The 16,596-nt window shown below is 71.7% G+C and carries 13 protein-coding genes; 5 read left to right on the top strand and 8 right to left on the bottom strand.

What is annotated here, in order from left to right; all coding sequences use genetic code 11:
- Positions 1 to 57: 57 nt before the first annotated feature.
- Both C3E78_RS13535 and C3E78_RS13540 read left to right on the top strand, forming a co-directional pair.
- Positions 58 to 1,353 carry a zinc-dependent metalloprotease gene (locus tag C3E78_RS13535; protein ID WP_108579225.1) on the top strand — a complete coding sequence of 432 codons (1,296 nt, stop codon included), beginning with the start codon at positions 58 to 60 and terminating at the stop codon, positions 1,351 to 1,353.
- Positions 1,350 to 1,928, top strand: a complete 579-nt coding sequence (locus C3E78_RS13540; RefSeq protein ID WP_108579227.1) for an NUDIX hydrolase — start codon at positions 1,350 to 1,352, stop codon at positions 1,926 to 1,928. Before C3E78_RS13535 ends, C3E78_RS13540 begins: the two co-directional genes overlap by 4 nt.
- On the opposite strand, the gene C3E78_RS13545 is transcribed toward C3E78_RS13540, so the two are convergent.
- Positions 1,861 to 2,352, bottom strand: a complete 492-nt coding sequence (locus C3E78_RS13545) for a M48 metallopeptidase family protein (protein ID WP_199906826.1) — start codon at positions 2,350 to 2,352, stop codon at positions 1,861 to 1,863. The two genes, C3E78_RS13540 and C3E78_RS13545, sit on opposite strands and share 68 nt — an antisense overlap.
- A gap of 310 nt (positions 2,353 to 2,662) precedes the next feature.
- The gene (locus tag C3E78_RS18505; protein WP_168217181.1) at positions 2,663 to 2,821 is read right to left on the bottom strand and encodes a DUF5679 domain-containing protein; all 159 of its coding nucleotides are present in this window, start codon (positions 2,819 to 2,821) and stop codon (positions 2,663 to 2,665) included.
- A 183-nt stretch (positions 2,822 to 3,004) separates the two neighbouring features.
- Here C3E78_RS18505 and C3E78_RS13550 point away from each other — a divergent pair, with 183 nt between their 5' ends.
- Together C3E78_RS13550 and C3E78_RS13555 are read left to right on the top strand one after the other, a co-directional pair.
- The gene (locus tag C3E78_RS13550) at positions 3,005 to 3,811 is read left to right on the top strand and encodes a hypothetical protein (RefSeq protein ID WP_108579229.1); all 807 of its coding nucleotides are present in this window, start codon (positions 3,005 to 3,007) and stop codon (positions 3,809 to 3,811) included.
- Positions 3,812 to 3,838: 27 nt separating this feature from the next.
- Positions 3,839 to 5,218 carry an ABC1 kinase family protein gene (locus tag C3E78_RS13555; protein ID WP_108579231.1) on the top strand — a complete coding sequence of 460 codons (1,380 nt, stop codon included), beginning with the start codon at positions 3,839 to 3,841 and terminating at the stop codon, positions 5,216 to 5,218.
- On the opposite strand, the gene C3E78_RS13560 is transcribed toward C3E78_RS13555, so the two are convergent.
- The gene (locus tag C3E78_RS13560) at positions 5,186 to 7,231 is read right to left on the bottom strand and encodes an ATP-dependent DNA helicase UvrD2 (RefSeq protein WP_108579233.1); all 2,046 of its coding nucleotides are present in this window, start codon (positions 7,229 to 7,231) and stop codon (positions 5,186 to 5,188) included. The genes C3E78_RS13555 and C3E78_RS13560 overlap by 33 nt on opposite strands.
- Positions 7,232 to 7,306: 75 nt before the next feature.
- Here C3E78_RS13560 and C3E78_RS13565 point away from each other — a divergent pair, with 75 nt between their 5' ends.
- Positions 7,307 to 7,549 carry a mycoredoxin gene (locus C3E78_RS13565; protein ID WP_108579235.1) on the top strand — a complete coding sequence of 81 codons (243 nt, stop codon included), beginning with the start codon at positions 7,307 to 7,309 and terminating at the stop codon, positions 7,547 to 7,549.
- A 122-nt stretch (positions 7,550 to 7,671) separates the two neighbouring features.
- Here the strand turns inward: C3E78_RS13565 and nudC are convergent, their stop codons facing one another.
- The 5 genes from nudC to moeZ all read right to left on the bottom strand — a co-directional run bounded on the left by nudC (position 7,672) and on the right by moeZ (position 16,552).
- Complete coding sequence (nudC, locus tag C3E78_RS13570) at positions 7,672 to 8,547, bottom strand: NAD(+) diphosphatase (RefSeq protein WP_108579237.1); 876 nt, start codon at positions 8,545 to 8,547, stop codon at positions 7,672 to 7,674.
- Between the two features lie 4 nt (positions 8,548 to 8,551).
- Positions 8,552 to 11,677 (bottom strand): ATP-dependent helicase, encoded by a 3,126-nt coding sequence (locus C3E78_RS13575; protein ID WP_108580899.1) that lies wholly within the window; start codon positions 11,675 to 11,677, stop codon positions 8,552 to 8,554.
- 44 nt (positions 11,678 to 11,721) lie between these two features.
- Positions 11,722 to 14,946: an ATP-dependent helicase gene (locus tag C3E78_RS13580; protein ID WP_108579239.1), complete on the bottom strand. Its 3,225-nt coding sequence runs from the start codon at positions 14,944 to 14,946 to the stop codon at positions 11,722 to 11,724.
- A 29-nt stretch (positions 14,947 to 14,975) separates the two neighbouring features.
- Positions 14,976 to 15,275: an MGMT family protein gene (locus tag C3E78_RS13585; RefSeq protein ID WP_108579241.1), complete on the bottom strand. Its 300-nt coding sequence runs from the start codon at positions 15,273 to 15,275 to the stop codon at positions 14,976 to 14,978.
- Positions 15,276 to 15,379: 104 nt separating this feature from the next.
- A complete protein-coding gene (gene moeZ / locus C3E78_RS13590; RefSeq protein WP_108579243.1) occupies positions 15,380 to 16,552 on the bottom strand; it encodes an adenylyltransferase/sulfurtransferase MoeZ in 1,173 nt (390 codons plus the stop codon).
- Between the last annotated feature and the right edge of the window lie 44 nt (positions 16,553 to 16,596).

A 16,596-nucleotide genomic window follows, 5' to 3' on the forward strand; every position in this document is an offset into this window, starting at 1 on the left:
ATCGTAGAGCGAACAGCGATCGCTGGGCTGCGGGGAAGTAGTCGGTAGTCTTGGGACATGGCCGATGACGAGAAGAACGAGCCCGAGAACCCCTTCAAGGGCACCCCGATGGAGCAGATCTTCGGCGCCTTCTCGGGCGGCCCGGTCGACATGAACCAGATCATGGGCCAGATGCAGAAGATGTTCGCCCCGCACGAGGGCAGCGTCAACTTCGACCTGGCCAAGGACGTGGCCCGCCACACCGTGGCGGCAGCAGGCCCCGACCCGACGCCGACCAGCTCCCAGCAGGGAGCCGTCGACGACGCCGCGCGCCTCGCGGAGCTGTGGCTGGACACCGCCACCTCCATCCCGGCCGGAGCGACCACCGCGACGGCATGGAGCCGTGCCGAGTGGATCGAGTCCACCGCGGGCACCTGGCAGCAGCTCGTCGAGCCGATCGCCGCGCACGTCGTCAAGGCCATGAGCCAGGCCCTGCCCGAGGAGGCCAAGGCCATGGCCGGCCCCCTGATCGGCATGCTGACGCAGGCCGGCGGAGCGATGTTCGGCCAGCAGGTCGGCCAGGCCCTCGGTGGCCTCGCGGGCGAGGTCGTGTCGTCCACCGACATCGGTCTGCCGCTCGGCCCCGAGCGGGTCGCGGCAGTGCTTCCCGAGGGCGTGAAGGCGTTCGGCGAGGGCCTCGAGCACTCGGCTGCCGACGTCCTGCTCTACGTCACGCTGCGCGAGTGCGCCCACCACCGCCTGTTCCAGCACTCCCCCTGGCTGCGGTCCGCGCTGGTCGGCGCGATCGAGGAGTACGGACGCGGCACCCGCATCGACATCTCGGCGATCGAGCAGCAGATGCAGACCCTCGACCCCTCGCGTCCCGAGGACATCCAGGAGGCGCTGGCCGGCGGCCTGTTCGAGCCCGAGCGCACCCCCGAGCAGCAGCGCGCCCTCGATCGCCTCGAGACCCTGCTCGCCTTCATCGAGGGCTGGGTCGACGAGGTCGTCACCGAGGCGACCAAGGACCGCATGCCCGCCGCCGCTCCCCTCTCCGAGGCCATGCGGCGCCGCCGGGCCACCGGCGGGCCGGCCGAGCAGACGTTCGCCGCTCTCGTCGGCCTGGAGCTGCGTCCCCGCAAGCTGCGCGAGGCCACGACGCTGTGGGCGGCCATGCGCGACCGCCAGGGCGCCGACGCCCGCGACGCCGTCTGGAGCCACCCGGACCTCATGCCGGTGGCCGCCGATCTCGACGACCCGCTGGGCTTCGCGCAGGGCGAGAGCCGCACCCAGGGAGACGACGACTTCGACGCCGCCCTCGGCGAGCTGCTCGACGGCCCCGACGGCACGGGCGACGAGGACCGTCCCGAGTGACGCTGCACGAGGACGCGCACGGCGTCCTCGCGCGGTGGGTCGCACCCGATACGGAGCAGGAGCGGCTGCGACAGGTCTATCTCGCGCACCTGGACGCCCACCCGGACGCGATGAGTCGTGACTGCCACCCCGACCACCTGACCGCGAGCCTCGTGATCGTCTCGGCCGACCACTCACGCGTGCTGCTGACCCTGCACCGGCGGATCAAGCGCTGGCTGCAGACCGGCGGGCACTGCGAGCCCGGTGACGCGACCCTGCTGGGCGCGGCCCACCGCGAGGGGCGCGAGGAGAGCGGCCTGCACACGCTCACGGTCGATCCGGAGCCGGTGCTCCTGTCACTGCACGAGGTGCCCTCGTGCGGGCCCATCCGGCCGTCGCACCACCTGGACGTGCAGTTTGTGGGCGTCGCGTCGGACGAGCGCATCACGATCAGCGACGAGTCCGACGACCTGGCGTGGTTCGACCTGGACGACCTGCCCGAGACCACGGATCAGTCCGTGCGCGACCTCACCGCTGCTGCCACGAGACGCCTTCGAGGAACCCCTTCGCCTTCTCCGTCTCCGGGTAGGCGCTGACCAGCGCCCAGAACCGGCGGCTGTGGTTGGGCTCGATGAGGTGGGCCAGCTCGTGCACCAGCACGTAGTCCACGACGTACGCCGGCATGCCCTGCAGTCGGTGCGACAGCCGGATGCTGTGGTCCGAGCTCGAGCAGGAGCCCCAACGCTTCTCCATGTTGGTGACCCAGCGGACGGACGACGGGACGGCACGCCCCCCGAACCAGGCCTGCGACAGCTCCGCGGCGCGGGCCAGGAGCTCGTCGTCACTCGGGCGCACGCGCTGCTCGCGACGGTCGAGCCGCTCGACGAGGTTGCGGACGTGCTCGTCCTCGGCAGCCTTCGACAGGTGGGCCGGCATCAGCACGATCGTCCGTCCGCCCTCGCGGTACGCCCGCACCGTGCGCTTGCGCCGGGCGCTGCGCCGGATCTCCACCTCGCTCATGAGAAGAAATCTATCGTTGAGTTCTCAATTTTCTGCGTCCACAGGCTCGTGCGGTGGAAACTACTGCGCACGCACCGCGGGATGCCGCCCGACGTCCCAGGCCAGCGAGGTTGTGCACCGGCTCGTCCACAGGCGCTCTCGGCGTTCCCCACAACTTGTCCCCACCGTTGTCCACAGGCGTGGAAAACAGGGGACCTCAGCGACTTGACGTGGGAGCCGTGGAGGGGGAACAAAGCTGCGGAGGACCCGGCCGAAGCCGGGTCCTCCGCAAGACTTGGGGAAGTGCGAGGCATCCGGCCCCGCCGTGGATTCAGGCCTTGCCCAGAATCCGGTTCAGCTTGGTGCCACAGACCGGGCAGACACCCTTGGCCATGCGAGTGCCCTTGTCACTGACATGGACCTCTCCGGACGTCTCGCGCTTCTCCTTGCACTTGACGCAGTAGAACTCGCCACTCCATGTTTCCGACATTGCGGCCTCCTTGCCGATGTGGTGCTGATCACTGTCAGCATAGGGGCGACGGTGGCATTTCACGCTCCACGCGGCCGAAAGCGCCCCGGCGAGTCGCGGCGTGGTCCAGGCCTGGGCCGCCCGAGCGGATCACGCTGTGGATGGAGGCTTGGCCCGGCACGACCACACGGGCAGGCTGTCGGCATGGCCCTGCGACCCGCCCTGCGTCCCGGCGCACCGCTGCTCCGGCGGGACGCGACGCACCTGCAGGTCGGCACGTCGCCGGGCATCGTCCTCGCCGACCGGCCCGGTCTGCTGGCGTTCCTGCGGCTGCTCGACGGCGCCCGTGACCTCGCGCGTCTGGAGGTGCTCGCGCACGAGCGGGTGCCGGAGCTGCAGGACGACGTCACCGACCTCGTCTCCCGGCTCCTGGCTGCGGGCGCCGTCGTCGACACGTCCGCGGCTCGGCCGCGCGGTGCGTACGAGCTGGCGGTCGGTGGCGACCCGGCTGCCGCCGAGCTGGTCGACGCGACCCGTTCGATCCTCTCGGCGTCCGGCCTGCACCATCTCGACTCCACCGAGCCCGACCTCCTGGTGCTGGTCTCGTGCGGCGAACCGGCTCGGGCGGTCTTCGAGCACGCCGCGCTGTGGGACGTCACGCACCTGCCGGTCGTCATCGACGAGGACCGTGTGCGCATCGGGCCCCTGGTCCGCCCCGGCCGCACACCCGGCCTCTGCTGCCACGACCTGCACCGGGCCGACTTCGACCCGGCCTGGCCGGCCCTGCTCCATCAGCTGGGGGCCATCAGCGTGACCGCGGGCGGGCTGGCGGCGACCACCGCGCACGCCGCGGCGGTGGAGGTCGCGGCCGAGATCATCGACCACCTGGACGGTCGGCCGCCACGCACCATCGGCCACTGCCTGCTCGTCGGCCCCCGCCACGACGAGCGGATCGTGCGACCCGTGCCCTTCCACCCGCGGTGCACGTGCGACCTGCTCAGAGCCGCGTGATCGCGACCCGCGGACTATCCTGAGCACGTGCCCGACTCCCCCGAGCAGGACCAGCCGAAGGGCCGCCCCCTGACCGGCAGCGCGTTCGCGCGCACGGCTCGACTCGCCTCGTTGCCGATCGGCTTCGCCGGGCGCACCACCCTCGGCCTCGGCAAGCGGGTCGTCGGCGCCCCGGCGAACCTCGTGCTCGACGAGGTGCAGCGCCGCACCGCCGACCAGATCTTCAGCGTCCTCGGCCAGCTCAAGGGCGGGGCGATGAAGTTCGGCCAGGCCATGAGCATCTTCGAGTCCGCGCTGCCCGACGAGCTCATCGGTCCCTACCGCGAGACGTTGGTCAAGCTGCAGGACTCCGCTCCCCCGATGCCGCCCGCCACCGTGCACCGCGTGATGGTGCAGGAGTTCGGCGGCAGCTGGCGCGCCCAGTTCCCCACCTTCGAGGACCGGCCCGCCGCCTCGGCGTCGATCGGCCAGGTCCACCGCGCGACCTGGCTCGATCCGGCCGACCCCGACGCCGCGCCCGTGGACGTCGCGGTCAAGCTGCAGTACCCGGGAGCCGCCAAGGCCCTCATCTCCGACCTGCGACAGATCGGCCGCCTGGCCCGGATGTTCGGGATCATCGCCCCCGGTCTCGACGTGAAGCCGTTGGTCAAGGAGCTGCAGGACCGCGTCGCGGAGGAGCTCGACTACTCGCTGGAGGCCGAGGCGCAGCGCGTGTTCGCGACCGCGTTCGCCGACGATCCCGAGATCACCGTGCCGATGCCGATGGCCCACACCGAGCGCGCCCTCGTGTCGTCCTGGCTCGAGGCGGACTCCTCGCTCGCCCAGATCATCACCAGCGGGACGCAGGAGGAGCGCGACCGGTACGGCGAGGCGTACGTGCGGTTCCTGTTCGCCGGTCCGCAGCGCACCGGCATGCTGCACGCCGACCCCCACCCCGGCAACTTCCGGATCATGCCGGACGGACGGCTCGGCGTGGTCGACTTCGGTGCCGTGGCCCGCCTCCCCGACGGCCTGCCGCCCACGATGGGCCGGCTCCTGAGGTTCGCGGTGGACGGCGACTACGACAGCGTCGTCGAGGGACTGCACGAGGAGGGCTTCCTGAAGTCCACCAAGGACCTCGACGCCGACACGATCGCCCGCTACATCGGGCCGTTCGTCGAGCCGGCGCAGGTCGAGCGCTTCACGTTCAGCCGCGAGTGGATCCGCGCGCAGACGTTGCGGGTCAGCGCGCCGACCGCCGAGGGCATGGGCACCGCGATGAAGATCAACCTGCCACCGCAGTACCTGCTGATCCACCGGGTGTGGATCGGCGGCATCGGCGTGCTGAGCCAGCTCGGGGCGACGGCACCGTTCCGGGCCATCCTCGAGGAGTCCCTACCGGGATTTGCTGACGAGCTCCAGGACTGACTCGGCGTACTGCTCGATCTTGGACGGCCCGATCCCCGGGACGCGTTCGAGCGCGGCCTCGTCGGCCGGCTTGGCCTCGGCGATCGCCTGCAGCGTCGCGTCGGTGAAGATCACATAGGCCGGCTTGCCCTGCTCGGTGGCCTGCTCCTTGCGCCACGTCCGCAGCGTCTCGAAGAGCTCCTCGTCGTACGTCGCGGGGCATGTCGAGCACCGGCCCAGCTTGCGGTCGGCGACCGCCAGGACCTGGTTGCACACGCGGCACTTGGCCACCTTGCGCTGGCGCGCCTGTGACGACACCTGCCGCGCCTGGTGACCAGCGGGGAGCAACGGGTCGAGGAACCGGGTCGGCTGGCGGTTGCCGCGGCCCCCGGGCTTGCGGGCGGCCGCCCACGAGATCATCAGGTCGTGCCGGGCGCGGGTGACGCCGACGTAGAACAGTCGACGCTCCTCCTCGACCAGGACCGGGGTGTCGGCGTGGATGCTCGGCATCATTCCCTCGTGCATGCCGACGCAGAACACGGCGTCCCACTCCAGGCCCTTGGCCGAGTGCAGCGTCGCCAGGGTGACGCCGTCGACCGCGGGCGCGTGGGCCTGGTCGATGCGCCGGTCGAGGTCGGCGACGAGCGCGGTCATGTCGGCGCCGGGGTTGGACTCGGCGAGGTCGGTCGCCATCGTGACGATCGCGTGCAGCGACTCCCACCGGTCGCGGACGGCGCCGGCGGCGGTCGGCGGCTCGTCGGTGTGCCCCATCGCGGAGAAGATCGCCCGGACGTCGTCGACGAGGTTGCCGGCCGTCTCGCCGCGTGCCGAGCCGCGCAGCAAGGTCACCGCCTGGCGCACCTCGGGGCGGTTGAAGAACCCGGTCGCGCCACGCATCGAGTAGGGGATGCCGTGCTCGCCCAGCGCCTCCTCGAAGGCCTCCGACTGGGCGTTGATGCGGTAGAGGATCGCCATCTCGCGATAGGACACGCCCCGGCGGTGCAGCAGGGCGATCTCGTTGGCGACAGCATTGGCCTCGGCGAGCTCGTCGGGGAAGCCCACGTACGTGACCGGGTCGCCGGGCTCCTGCTGCGAGACCAGGCGGACCCCCTCGGTGGCGTTGGAGCGGGCGAAGACGGCGTTGGCGGCCGCGACGATCTGCGGTGTCGACCGGTAGTTGCGGACCAGCTCGATGCGCTGGGCGCCCTCGTGGCGACGGCCGAACGAGGCGAGGATCTGCGGGGAGGCACCGGCGAACGAGTAGATCGTCTGGCGCGGGTCGCCCACGACGCAGATGTCGTCACGGCCGCCCAGCCACAGCTCGAGCAACGTCGACTGCAACGGGTTCACGTCCTGGAACTCGTCGACGACGAACCAGCGGTACTGCTGGCGCACCCGGGCCGCGATGCGCTCGTCGTCGGCCAGGATCGCCGCGGTGACGAGCAGGATGTCCTCCATGTCGATGCGGCCGCGCTCGCGCTTGACCTCCTCGTAGGAGGCCAGGACGTTCGCGACGTCACCGGCCGACAGGTCGGCGACCTCGCGGCGGGCCGGGCCCGCGGCGGCGGCGTACGCGGTGGGCGCGATGTTGGACACCTTCGCCCACTCGATCTCGGACGACAGGTCACGCAGCAGCGGAGTGTCGGCGCGCTTGCCGAGGCGACGCATGGCCTCGGCCACCAGCGGGAACTTGGACTGGGTGATCTCGGGGAAGTCGCCGCCGTACACGTGCGGCCAGAAGAACCTGGCCTGTCGCAGCGCCGCGGAGTGGAACGTGCGGGCCTGGACCCCGGCCGCGCCGAGGTCGCGCAGCCGGACCCGCATCTCGTTGGCGGCCTTGGTCGTGAACGTCACGGCCAGGACCTCGGTCGGCTTGTAGACGCCCGTCGCGACGCCGTACGCCATGCGGTGGGTGATCGCCCGAGTCTTGCCCGTGCCGGCGCCGGCGATGACGCTGACGGGGCCACGCAGCGCGAGTGCGACCTCCCGCTGCTCGGGGTCAAGCCCGCTCAACAGGTCGTCGGCAGGTGGCACGCAGGCTCCTCGTGGAATGGGGTGAACGGTCGATGTGTTCAGATGGTCAAGACTAGTCCTCGAAGGAGACACTCCATGGCCGGCACGTTCACGATCTACTCCACCCCGTGGTGCGGTTACTGCCACCGCCTCAAGAGCCAGCTCAAGCGCGAGGGAATCGCGTTCGACGAGGTCGACATCGAAGAGGTGCCGGAGGCCGCTGCCATCGTGGAGAAGGCGAACAACGGCAACCAGACGGTCCCCACCCTCGTCTTCGCCGACGGCACCGCGCTGACCAACCCGAGCGTCGCGCAGGTCAAGGCGAAGCTCGCGGCCTAGCCACCCCACCGCCGACGCGCGGGTCCCGTCCGCCGACGCGCGGGTTACGTCCGCTGACGCGCGGGTTCCGTCCGCTGACGCGCGGGTTACGTCCGCTGACGCGCGGGTCCCGTACGCGGGGGTCAGGACCAGGTGCCGTGGACGGTGCCTCCGTGCCACTGCTGGAGGAGCCAGCGCGAGATCGACACGTTCGGTGGCAGCAGCAGCTCGGACGACGCGGTCAGCTCGGTGACCTCCTCGCGGGAGAACCAGCGGGCCTCGGCGATCTCGTCCTGGTCGACCGTGATGTCGTGGCTCAGCGCCCTGCCGAAGAACCCCAGCATGAGGCTGGACGGGAACGGCCACGGCTGACTGGCGGCGTAGGTCACGTCGCCGACCTCGATGCCGACCTCCTCCATGACCTCGCGGCGCACCGCGTCGCCGAGGGTCTCCCCCGGCTCGACGAACCCCGCCAGGGTCGAGAAGCGTCCCTCGGGCCAGGCCGCCTGGCGACCCAGCAGGGCACGGTCCTGGTCGTCGGTGATGAGCATGATGACCGCGGGGTCGGTGCGCGGGAAGTGGTGGGCGCCGCACACCGGGCAGACGCGGACGTGCCCGGCCTGAGCGACCTCGCTGGCTGCGCCGCAGCGGGCGCAGAAGCGGTGCGTCTGGTGCCAGCGGGCGATCCCGACCGCGTGCACGGCCATCGACGCATCGGCGGGGGCGATGCTGGGGCCGATCGCGCGCAGGCTCACGGGCTCGAGCTCCGCGGGCACCCGGTCCACCATCACCGCGGCGTGCCGGACGCCGTCCTTGATGCCGAGGAAGAGCCACTCCCCCTCCGGCGCCTCGTCGAGCGAGATCCAGCGCAGCCCGGCGCCGCCGAGCGTCGCGACGTGCTCGCCGCCGACAACGAGGACCCTGATGTCCGACCCACCTCCCGAACCCTGCCGCCAGGCGTCGTCCTTGCGGAGGTGCGCGGCGCGGTCGTGATGGGCGTGATCGAAGGCGAAGTCCACCTCGTCAGGCTAGCCCGAGCCGTCGTTCGAGCTCGGCGCGGTCGGGCAGGTCGTCGTGCCGGTGCACCTCGCCCAGCCGGACGTAGTAGAACACCCCGTCGACCAGGGCCGGGTCGATGCCCATGAGCTCGGCCCACGCGAGGCGGTAGATCGCGAGCTGGAGCGGATCGGACGTCGCCTGCTTGTTGGTCTTCCAGTCGACGACGTCGTAGCCCTTCTGCGTCTTGTAGACCGCGTCGATGCGGCCGATGACCTGCTGACCGCCGAGCACCAGCGAGAACGGCGCCTCGATGCGGTGCGGCGAGCTGCCGCCGTAGGGACCGGCGAGGAACTTCTCGATCATCTCGTCGAGCTCGGCGTCGTTCTCGATGTGGGCATCGCCGCGGCCGGGGAGGTCCGACGGGTCGAGCAGGGTCTGCTGCCCGAACTGCGCCTCGATCCAGGCGTGGAACCGGGTACCGAACCGCGCACCCGCGATGGGCTCGCGCGGCATGGGCCGGGCGAGCTCGGCGAGCAGCTCGCCCTGCTGGTCCGCCAGCCGCAGCGCCGTGGTCGCCGAGAGGGTCGGCGGCAGCGAGATGGTGCGGACCGGGTCGGCCGCACGGTCGGCCTCGGCGACCAGCAGTGCGAGCTCCTCCTCGATCTGCTGGACGATGGCCAGCTCGGCCTGCTCCTCGGGGGTGCCGAACTCCGGCAGCGCCGGCGAGGACGGGTCGTCGATGTGGGCATCGACCAGAGCGGCCAGCCGGTGCCGGGCGGTGAGGTCGGCGGGCGATGCCGGCCAGGCCACCGTGAGCCGCTGCTCCGCGAGCGGGTTGCGGTCCTCGGCCTCGGGGGCCGGGGTCCGCACGGTGGGCTTGACGCCGCGAGCCTGCAGCCACTCGCGGGTGTTGTCGAGGAACGGCGAGGGGCCGCGCGGACGGGTCGCGGTGCGCCCCCACCAGTGCCCGGACACGTGCAGCTCGAGCTTGGCGCGGGTGTACGCGACGTAGCCGAGCCGGCGCTCCTCCTGCAGGGCGTCCGCCGCGTTGAGGGCGCGGTACTCCTTGTCGCCCGCGTACGTCCACTCCTCGATGTCGGGGAGCTGGTCGGCGTCGCCGCGCAGGGCGACGGGCAGCGTGGTGGCGCTGCCCACCCACCGGGACCGGCCGCGCGAGTGCGGGAACACGCCCTTGGCCATGAACGGCACGAACACCACCCGCCACTCCAGGCCCTTGGCCTTGTGCGCGGTCAGCAGCTTGACCGACTCCGCCTCGGACGGGGTGGACACCTCCATGCCGTCGTTGAACCGCTCCTCGGCCTCGAGGTACGCCAGCAGCCCGGCGAGCGACGCGAACGCGTCGTCGGAGGCGTAGGCGGCAATCGCGTCGAGCAGCAGCGCGACGTTGTCCAGGCCAGACGGGGTGCCGCTGGCCTCGAGCTCGACGTCGAGGTCCAGCGCGTGCATCGCACGACGCGCGAAGTCGTACAGCGGCTCCCCGACGTGCGACCGCAGGTTGGCCAGCATGCCCGACAGCGACTGGAAACGGACCCGCGCCTCGGGCGAGTAGGGCAGGTCTCCCGGGTCCTCGACCGCGTCGGCGAGGGACACGATCTCGGTGGGATCGGTGCCCTCGACTGCCTTGGCCAGCTGGTCGTCGAGGGACAGGTCGCCCTCGCGGCCGAACACCCGGCCGCTCAGCGCAGCGGCACGACGCCCCAGCAGCGCCAGGTCACGCGGACCGATGTGCCAGCGTGGCCCGGTCAGCAGGCGCAGCATCGCGGGGTTGGCGGTGACGTCCTCGACGACCTCGAGCACCGAGACGAGGTCCTGCACCTCGGGCTGGGACAGCAGGCCGGTCAACCCGACGACCTCGAACGGGATGCCGGCCTCGCGCAGGCCCGCGACGATCTCGCCGTTCTCGGCGCCGACGCGCACGAGGATCGCGATCTCCGACGGCGGGTGCCCGGACGCGATCGCGGAACGCACGCCGTCCACGACCGACTCCACCTCGTCGGCCACCGTCGGGTGCAGCGCGACCGTCACGGCACCGTCGGCGTTGTCCGGGTGCGCCTGGAGCGGCAGGACGTCCTCGGACGTCGCGTAGAACTCGGCGGCGAGCTCGTTGGCCGCCCCGATGATCGTCTTGCCGCACCGGCGGGTCTCGACCAGGGAGAACAACGAGCCGCGCCCGCCGTCGGAACGGGGGAAGTGGTCGAGGAACTCGGTGAGGTTGCCGGCCGCGGCACCGCGCCAGCCGTAGATGCCCTGGGCCGGGTCGCCGACCGCCATCACGCTGTGGCCGCGACCGTGCTCCGCGTCGACCCCCGAGAACAGGTTCTTCAGCAGGTCGCGCTGCGCGACCGAGGTGTCCTGGTACTCGTCGAGCAGCACGACGTCGAAGCGCTCACGCAGCGACTCCGCGACCTCGGGGACGGCCGACAGCTCGGCGCCCCAGGCCATCTGGTCGGAGAAGTCCATGACGCCCGCTGCGGCCTTGGCCGCCCGGTAGCGGTCGACGAGCAGGCTCAGCTCGATGCGCTTGCGGGCCGCGGCGATGCCGGCCTCGTGCACGGCGTACGTCTTGTCGGCGGCCTGCAGGGTCTCGATGAGATCGGCGTCGAACGCCCGCAGGCGGTCGGTCGGGACGAGGTGCTCGGACAGCTGGCCGTCCAGCGCCATCACGTCGCCGACCAGCCGCGGGACGTTGGTGCTGACCTCCACGAGCTCGCCGTCGTAGCGCTCGATCGCCTGCGCCACCCGCTGGAACCTGGACGCGTCGGACAGGATCCGCAGATCGGGCTCGATGCCCAGGCGCAGCCCGTGCTCGGCGATGAGGGTGCCGGCGAACGCGTGGTAGGTCGACGTGGTGGGGTCGCCGTCGGCGTCGAGGTCCAGACCCGCGAGCGAACGGCGGACTCGCACGCCCAGCTCGGAGGCCGCCTTGTTGGTGAAGGTCAGGCCGAGGATGCGCTCGGGGGCGACCCCGTGGTGCCCGACGAGCCACACGACGCGGGCCGCCATGACGGTCGTCTTGCCCGAGCCAGCCCCGGCGATGATGACGCTGGGGCTGTCCACCGGCGCGGTGATCGCCGCGACCTGCGGCGCCGAGAACCGGAACGGCTCACGTCCCGGTGCCGCCGGGAACATGCCCTGGAACAGCCGGTCGAGGTCGTCGATCGTGTTCAGCAGGCTCACTTCTCGCCACCTCCCAGGATCGACGCGCCCTCGGGCTGGGCGGGGCAGGCCCGCTGGAACTCGCAGTAGCGGCAGGACTTCTCGCTCGGCGTGGCCACGAACTGCTCCTCCGCGATGACGTGGACCGATCGGGCCAGCTGCTCGACGGCGAAGAACGGCACGTCGGGCGCGGGTGCGTCCTGCGGCTGGACGACCGGGTAGTCGGGCACCTTCTTCTCGGGGTTGCGCAGCTGCACGAGCTCGGCGCCCGCGGCGGGGGCACCGGGGGCGAGGTCGGACGTGGCCCCCAGGTCGACCGCGAGCTGGTAGAAGCCGAGCTGGGGGTGCTCGGCGAGGTCCTTCTTCTCGGCCACGGACTTGCTCGTCTTGAGGTCGACGACGTGGACGCCGTCGTCGTCCTGCTCGACCCGGTCCATCGACCCGGCCAGCTCGACCGAGCGCCCCTCGACCGTCGTGGAGACGCGGAACTCGTGCTCGGCTGCGAGCGTCCGACGCCCGTGCTTGAGGTGCCACTGCACGAAACGGACGAGCGCGTCGCGGGCCTCGGTCCGCTCCCGGCCGCCGATCCAGTCGGCGGCGAACGCGAGCTGATCCCACACCTTGTCGACGTACGCCCCGAGCGCGTCGGCGTCGGCGGGCAGCCGGTTCTCGGCCACCTCGGCGGCGACCGCGTGGACGACCGAGCCGAATCCCTGCGCGGTCGTGGTGCCCGTCGACGCCTTGACCTCGTGGTCGTAGAACCACTTGAGGGGGCACTCGACGATCGAGCTGACCGAGCTGCCGGACAGCCGGATCGTCGCGTCGGGAGCCCGCATCGGCGTCTCGGACCGGGTGATCGCGCTCATGCCCCACCAGCGCTCCGGCTGCGCGGGGCGGGTGGCCGAGCCGGGACGTTCGGCCAGCATCGCCAGCAGCCGGGCCACGCGGTCACGCACGACGTCGCTCTCGGTGGTCTCGCCGAGACGTCGCAGCGCGGCGATCGACCCGCGCAGCGACAACGGCCGGTCGGGACGTCGCTTCGGCTGGCGCTCGGGGACGGCCCCGGAGGGGTCGCGGTGCAGGTGGTCCCACAGCTCGCTCACGAACATCGACGGCTGGTCGCCGTCCTCGCGGCCGCTCTCGACCGCCGTGACGACGAGGTGCTCGCGGGCACGCGTGCACGCGACGTAGAACAGGCGCCGCTCCTCGCGCAGCGCCTCGCGGGCGGTGGGCGGTGCGACCTCGCCGTGGGGGCCCAGCCGCTCGGCCCGCAGGAAGCTGCCCCGGTGGCGCAGGTCGGGCCAGGCGCCGTCCTGCACGCCGGCCACCACCACGGTGCGCCACTCGAGGCCCTTGGACCGGTGGGCCGTCATCAGCTGCACCGCGTCGGGGGCGATCGCGCCCTGCGCCAGCGTGTCGGCGGGGATGTCCTGGGCGTCCAGCTCGGTGACGAACTCGGCCAGCGACCGCCGGGTGTGCTGCTCCTCCGAGCGTGCCGCCTGCGCGAACAAGGCGACGAGCACGTCGAGGTCGTGGTCGGCGCGGGCCGATCCCTCCCCGTTGCCCAGAGCCTCGGACCGCAGCCGGTCGCGCCACGGCGTGCCCGACCAGACCGTCCACAGCACCCGCTCGGCCGACTCCCCGGCCACGATCTGGTCGGCGGCGCGGCGCAGCAGCGTGGCCAGCCGGGACGCCCTCGCGGCCGAGTGGGCCAGCTGCGAGCCGGGCGCGGCGAGGGTCAGCAGCACGGCGGGGTGCGAGAGCGCCTCGGCCAGCAGCAGCCGCGACGCGCGCGGGCCCCGGGACTCGGACCGGTCGGCCTCGCGCAGTGCACGGCCGATGCGGCGCAGAGCAGGGGCGTCGAGGCCGCAGAGCGGGCCGGACAGCAGCGCGTCCGCGGCGGCCGGGTCGAGGGGGCGGTCGTGCGCGAGGTCGTCGGCGGCCCGCAACGCGACCAGGAGCGTGCGGACGGCCGGCTCCGAGCGCAGCGGCAGCTCGTCCCCGGCCACGACGACGGGGACGCCGGCCGCGCTGAGGGACCGCTGGAAGCGCGCGATGTCGGCCGCGGACCGCACCAGGACGGCCATCTGGTCCCACGGGACCTCCCGGGACAGCCGCTGCTCGCGCAGGATCAGGGCGACGTGCTCGGCCTCGGTCGTGGGCGTCACGAAGGTCTCGACGTGGACGTCGCCCTCGAGGTGCCGGCGGGGTGCGAGGTGCCTCAGCCCGTCGAAGTCACGACCGTCGACCGGGCCGAGGACGCCCCGGTTGGACACGATCGACGCGACCGCGGCGGAGATCTTCTCGCCGTAGCGACTCGTGCTGGTGATGACCACCAGGTCGGCCGGCGAACCGTCGGCCTGCGGGAACTGGTGCCGGAAGTCCAGGATGCCGCGGACGTCTGCGCCGCGGAAGCCGTAGATCGACTGGTACGGGTCGCCGACCACGACGAGGTCGCGGCCGTCACCGGCCAGCGCCTGCAGCAGCTCCACCTGCAGGGGGTCGGTGTCCTGGTACTCGTCGACCACGACGAGCTTGTAGGTCGACCGGAGGCGGTCGCGGTGCGCGGGGTCGCGCAGCAGCTGCACGGCCTGGAACACCAGGTCGGAGTAGTCGATCGTGTTCTGCAGCGCGGCGACGCCGGTGTACTCGTCGAAGAAGCGGGCGGCGGCCGTCCACTCCTCGCGCCCCGATGCCTCGCCCAGGCGCAGCAGGTCGAGCGCGTCCATGTTGCGCGAGCGGGCGGTGGACAGCAGCGTCTGCATCTCGTCGGCGAGTCCGCGGGTGCGCAGCGCCGGACGCATCAGGACGGGCCACTGCTCGGCGTCCCCCTCGCCCAGCAGGCGCTGGATGATCGCGTCCTGCTCGGGGGCGCTGAGCAGCTGCAGGGGCCGGGAGAACTCGCTCTCGGTCTGCAGCTGGCGCACCAGGGCGTAGCAGAACGAGTGGAACGTCATGGCGGGCGTCGTGGCGGTGGTGCGGGCGAGCCGGCGCGCGATGCGGGACTTCAGCTCGTCCGCGGCCTTGCGGCTAAACGTCAGGACGAGGATCTCCTCGGGCGCGTAGCCTCGGTCGACCCGGTCGGCGACGACCTCGACGAGCGTCGAGGTCTTGCCGGCGCCCGGCCCCGCGAGCACCAGCAGTGGCCCCCCGGGGTGCTCGACGACACGGCGCTGCTCGACGTCGAGACGAGGAGCTGTGGGCGCGGTCCCCGGTGCGCCCAGCTCGTACTCGATCGTCATGCCCCCATCTCACCAGACGGCACCGACAGTCAGCCGTCGAACCGCCAGAGCGCCTCACGCATGTCGACCGCGGAGCCGTTCGCGCGCATCGGCGTGCCCTCGTCGCGATAGTGCACCTGGGCGTCGATGGCATGGGACGCCGGCAGGCTGCCGTCGACGCGGACGACCCGCCACCACGGCACCGCCCGGCCCTCGAGGGCCATCACCCGGCCCACCTGGCGCGGTCCGCCGTCCTGCAGGATCTCGGCGATGCGGCCGTACGACAGGACCCGGCCGGGCGGGATCCGCTCGACCAGGTCCAGCACCCGCTCACCGAAGTCCGGACTCATCCCCACCTCCCCCAGCACACCGCTGGCCCTGACGTTTCTGCGAACACGCCGTCGGCGTGTCGGTCAAAACGTCAGGGCCAGCGTAAGGGGGCCGCGGTGGGGCGTCAGTACGTCGGCTGGCTCGGGTCGATCTGGTTGACCCAGGCCACCACGCCGCCGCCCACGTGGACGGCGTCCTTGTAGCCCGCACCCTTGAGCACGGCCAGCGCCTCGGCCGAGCGCACGCCCGACTTGCAGTGCAGCACGATCTGCTTGTCGTCGGGCAGCTGCTCGAGCGCCTTGCCGTTGAGGAACTCACCCTTGGGGATGAGGACCGAGCCGGGGATCTTGTTGATCTCGTACTCGTTCGGCTCGCGGACGTCGACCAGGACGAAGTCACGTCCGCCGTCACCGCGCTCCTTGAGCCAGTGGTCCAGCGTCGACACCGAGATCGTCGAGTCGGCAGCCGCGTCGGCGGCCTCCTCGCTGATCGCACCGCAGAACGCCTCGTAGTCGCTCATGAGCTCGGTCGGCAGCACGCCGTTCGGGTCGCGGCGGATGTTCAGCGTCTGGTAGCGCATCTCCAGCGCGTCGTAGACCATGAGACGGCCGATGAGCGGGTCACCGATGCCGGTGATCAGCTTGATCGCCTCGGTCACCATGATCGAGCCGATCGAGGCGCACAGGACGCCCAGCACGCCACCCTCGGCGCACGACGGGACCATGCCCGGCGGCGGCGGCTCGGGGTAGAGGTCGCGGTACTGCGGTCCCTCCTGGGCCCAGAAGACCGACACCTGGCCCTCGAAGCGGTAGATCGAGCCCCAGACGTACGGCTTGCCGAGGATCACGGCCGCGTCGTTGACGAGGTAGCGGGTCGCGAAGTTGTCGGTGCCGTCGACGATCAGGTCGTACTGGCTGAAGATCTCCAGGACGTTGTCGTTGTCGAGGCGCTCGTTGTGCACGATCGTCTTCACGTACGGGTTGGTCTCGGCGACCGACGCCGCGGCCGACTCGGCCTTCGGCTTGTCGATGTCGGACTGCCCGTGGATGATCTGGCGCTGCAGGTTCGACTCGTCCACGACGTCGTCGTCGATGATGCCGAGGGTGCCCACACCGGCTGCGGCCAGGTACAGCAGCGCGGGGCTGCCGAGACCGCCGGCACCGATCACGAGCACCTTGGCGTTCTTGAGGCGCTTCTGTCCGGTCATGCCGACGTCCGGGATGATGAGGTGGCGGCTGTAGCGACGCACCTCGTCGATCGTCAGTTCTTCGGCGGGTTCCACGAGTGGGGCGACCACGGTTTCTCCTCTGGTGCGTGCGATCAAGCTCTGCCGTCCGGCAC

The sequence above is a fragment of the Aeromicrobium chenweiae genome, assembly GCF_003065605.1.
GTDB classification, from domain to species: domain Bacteria; phylum Actinomycetota; class Actinomycetes; order Propionibacteriales; family Nocardioidaceae; genus Aeromicrobium; species Aeromicrobium chenweiae.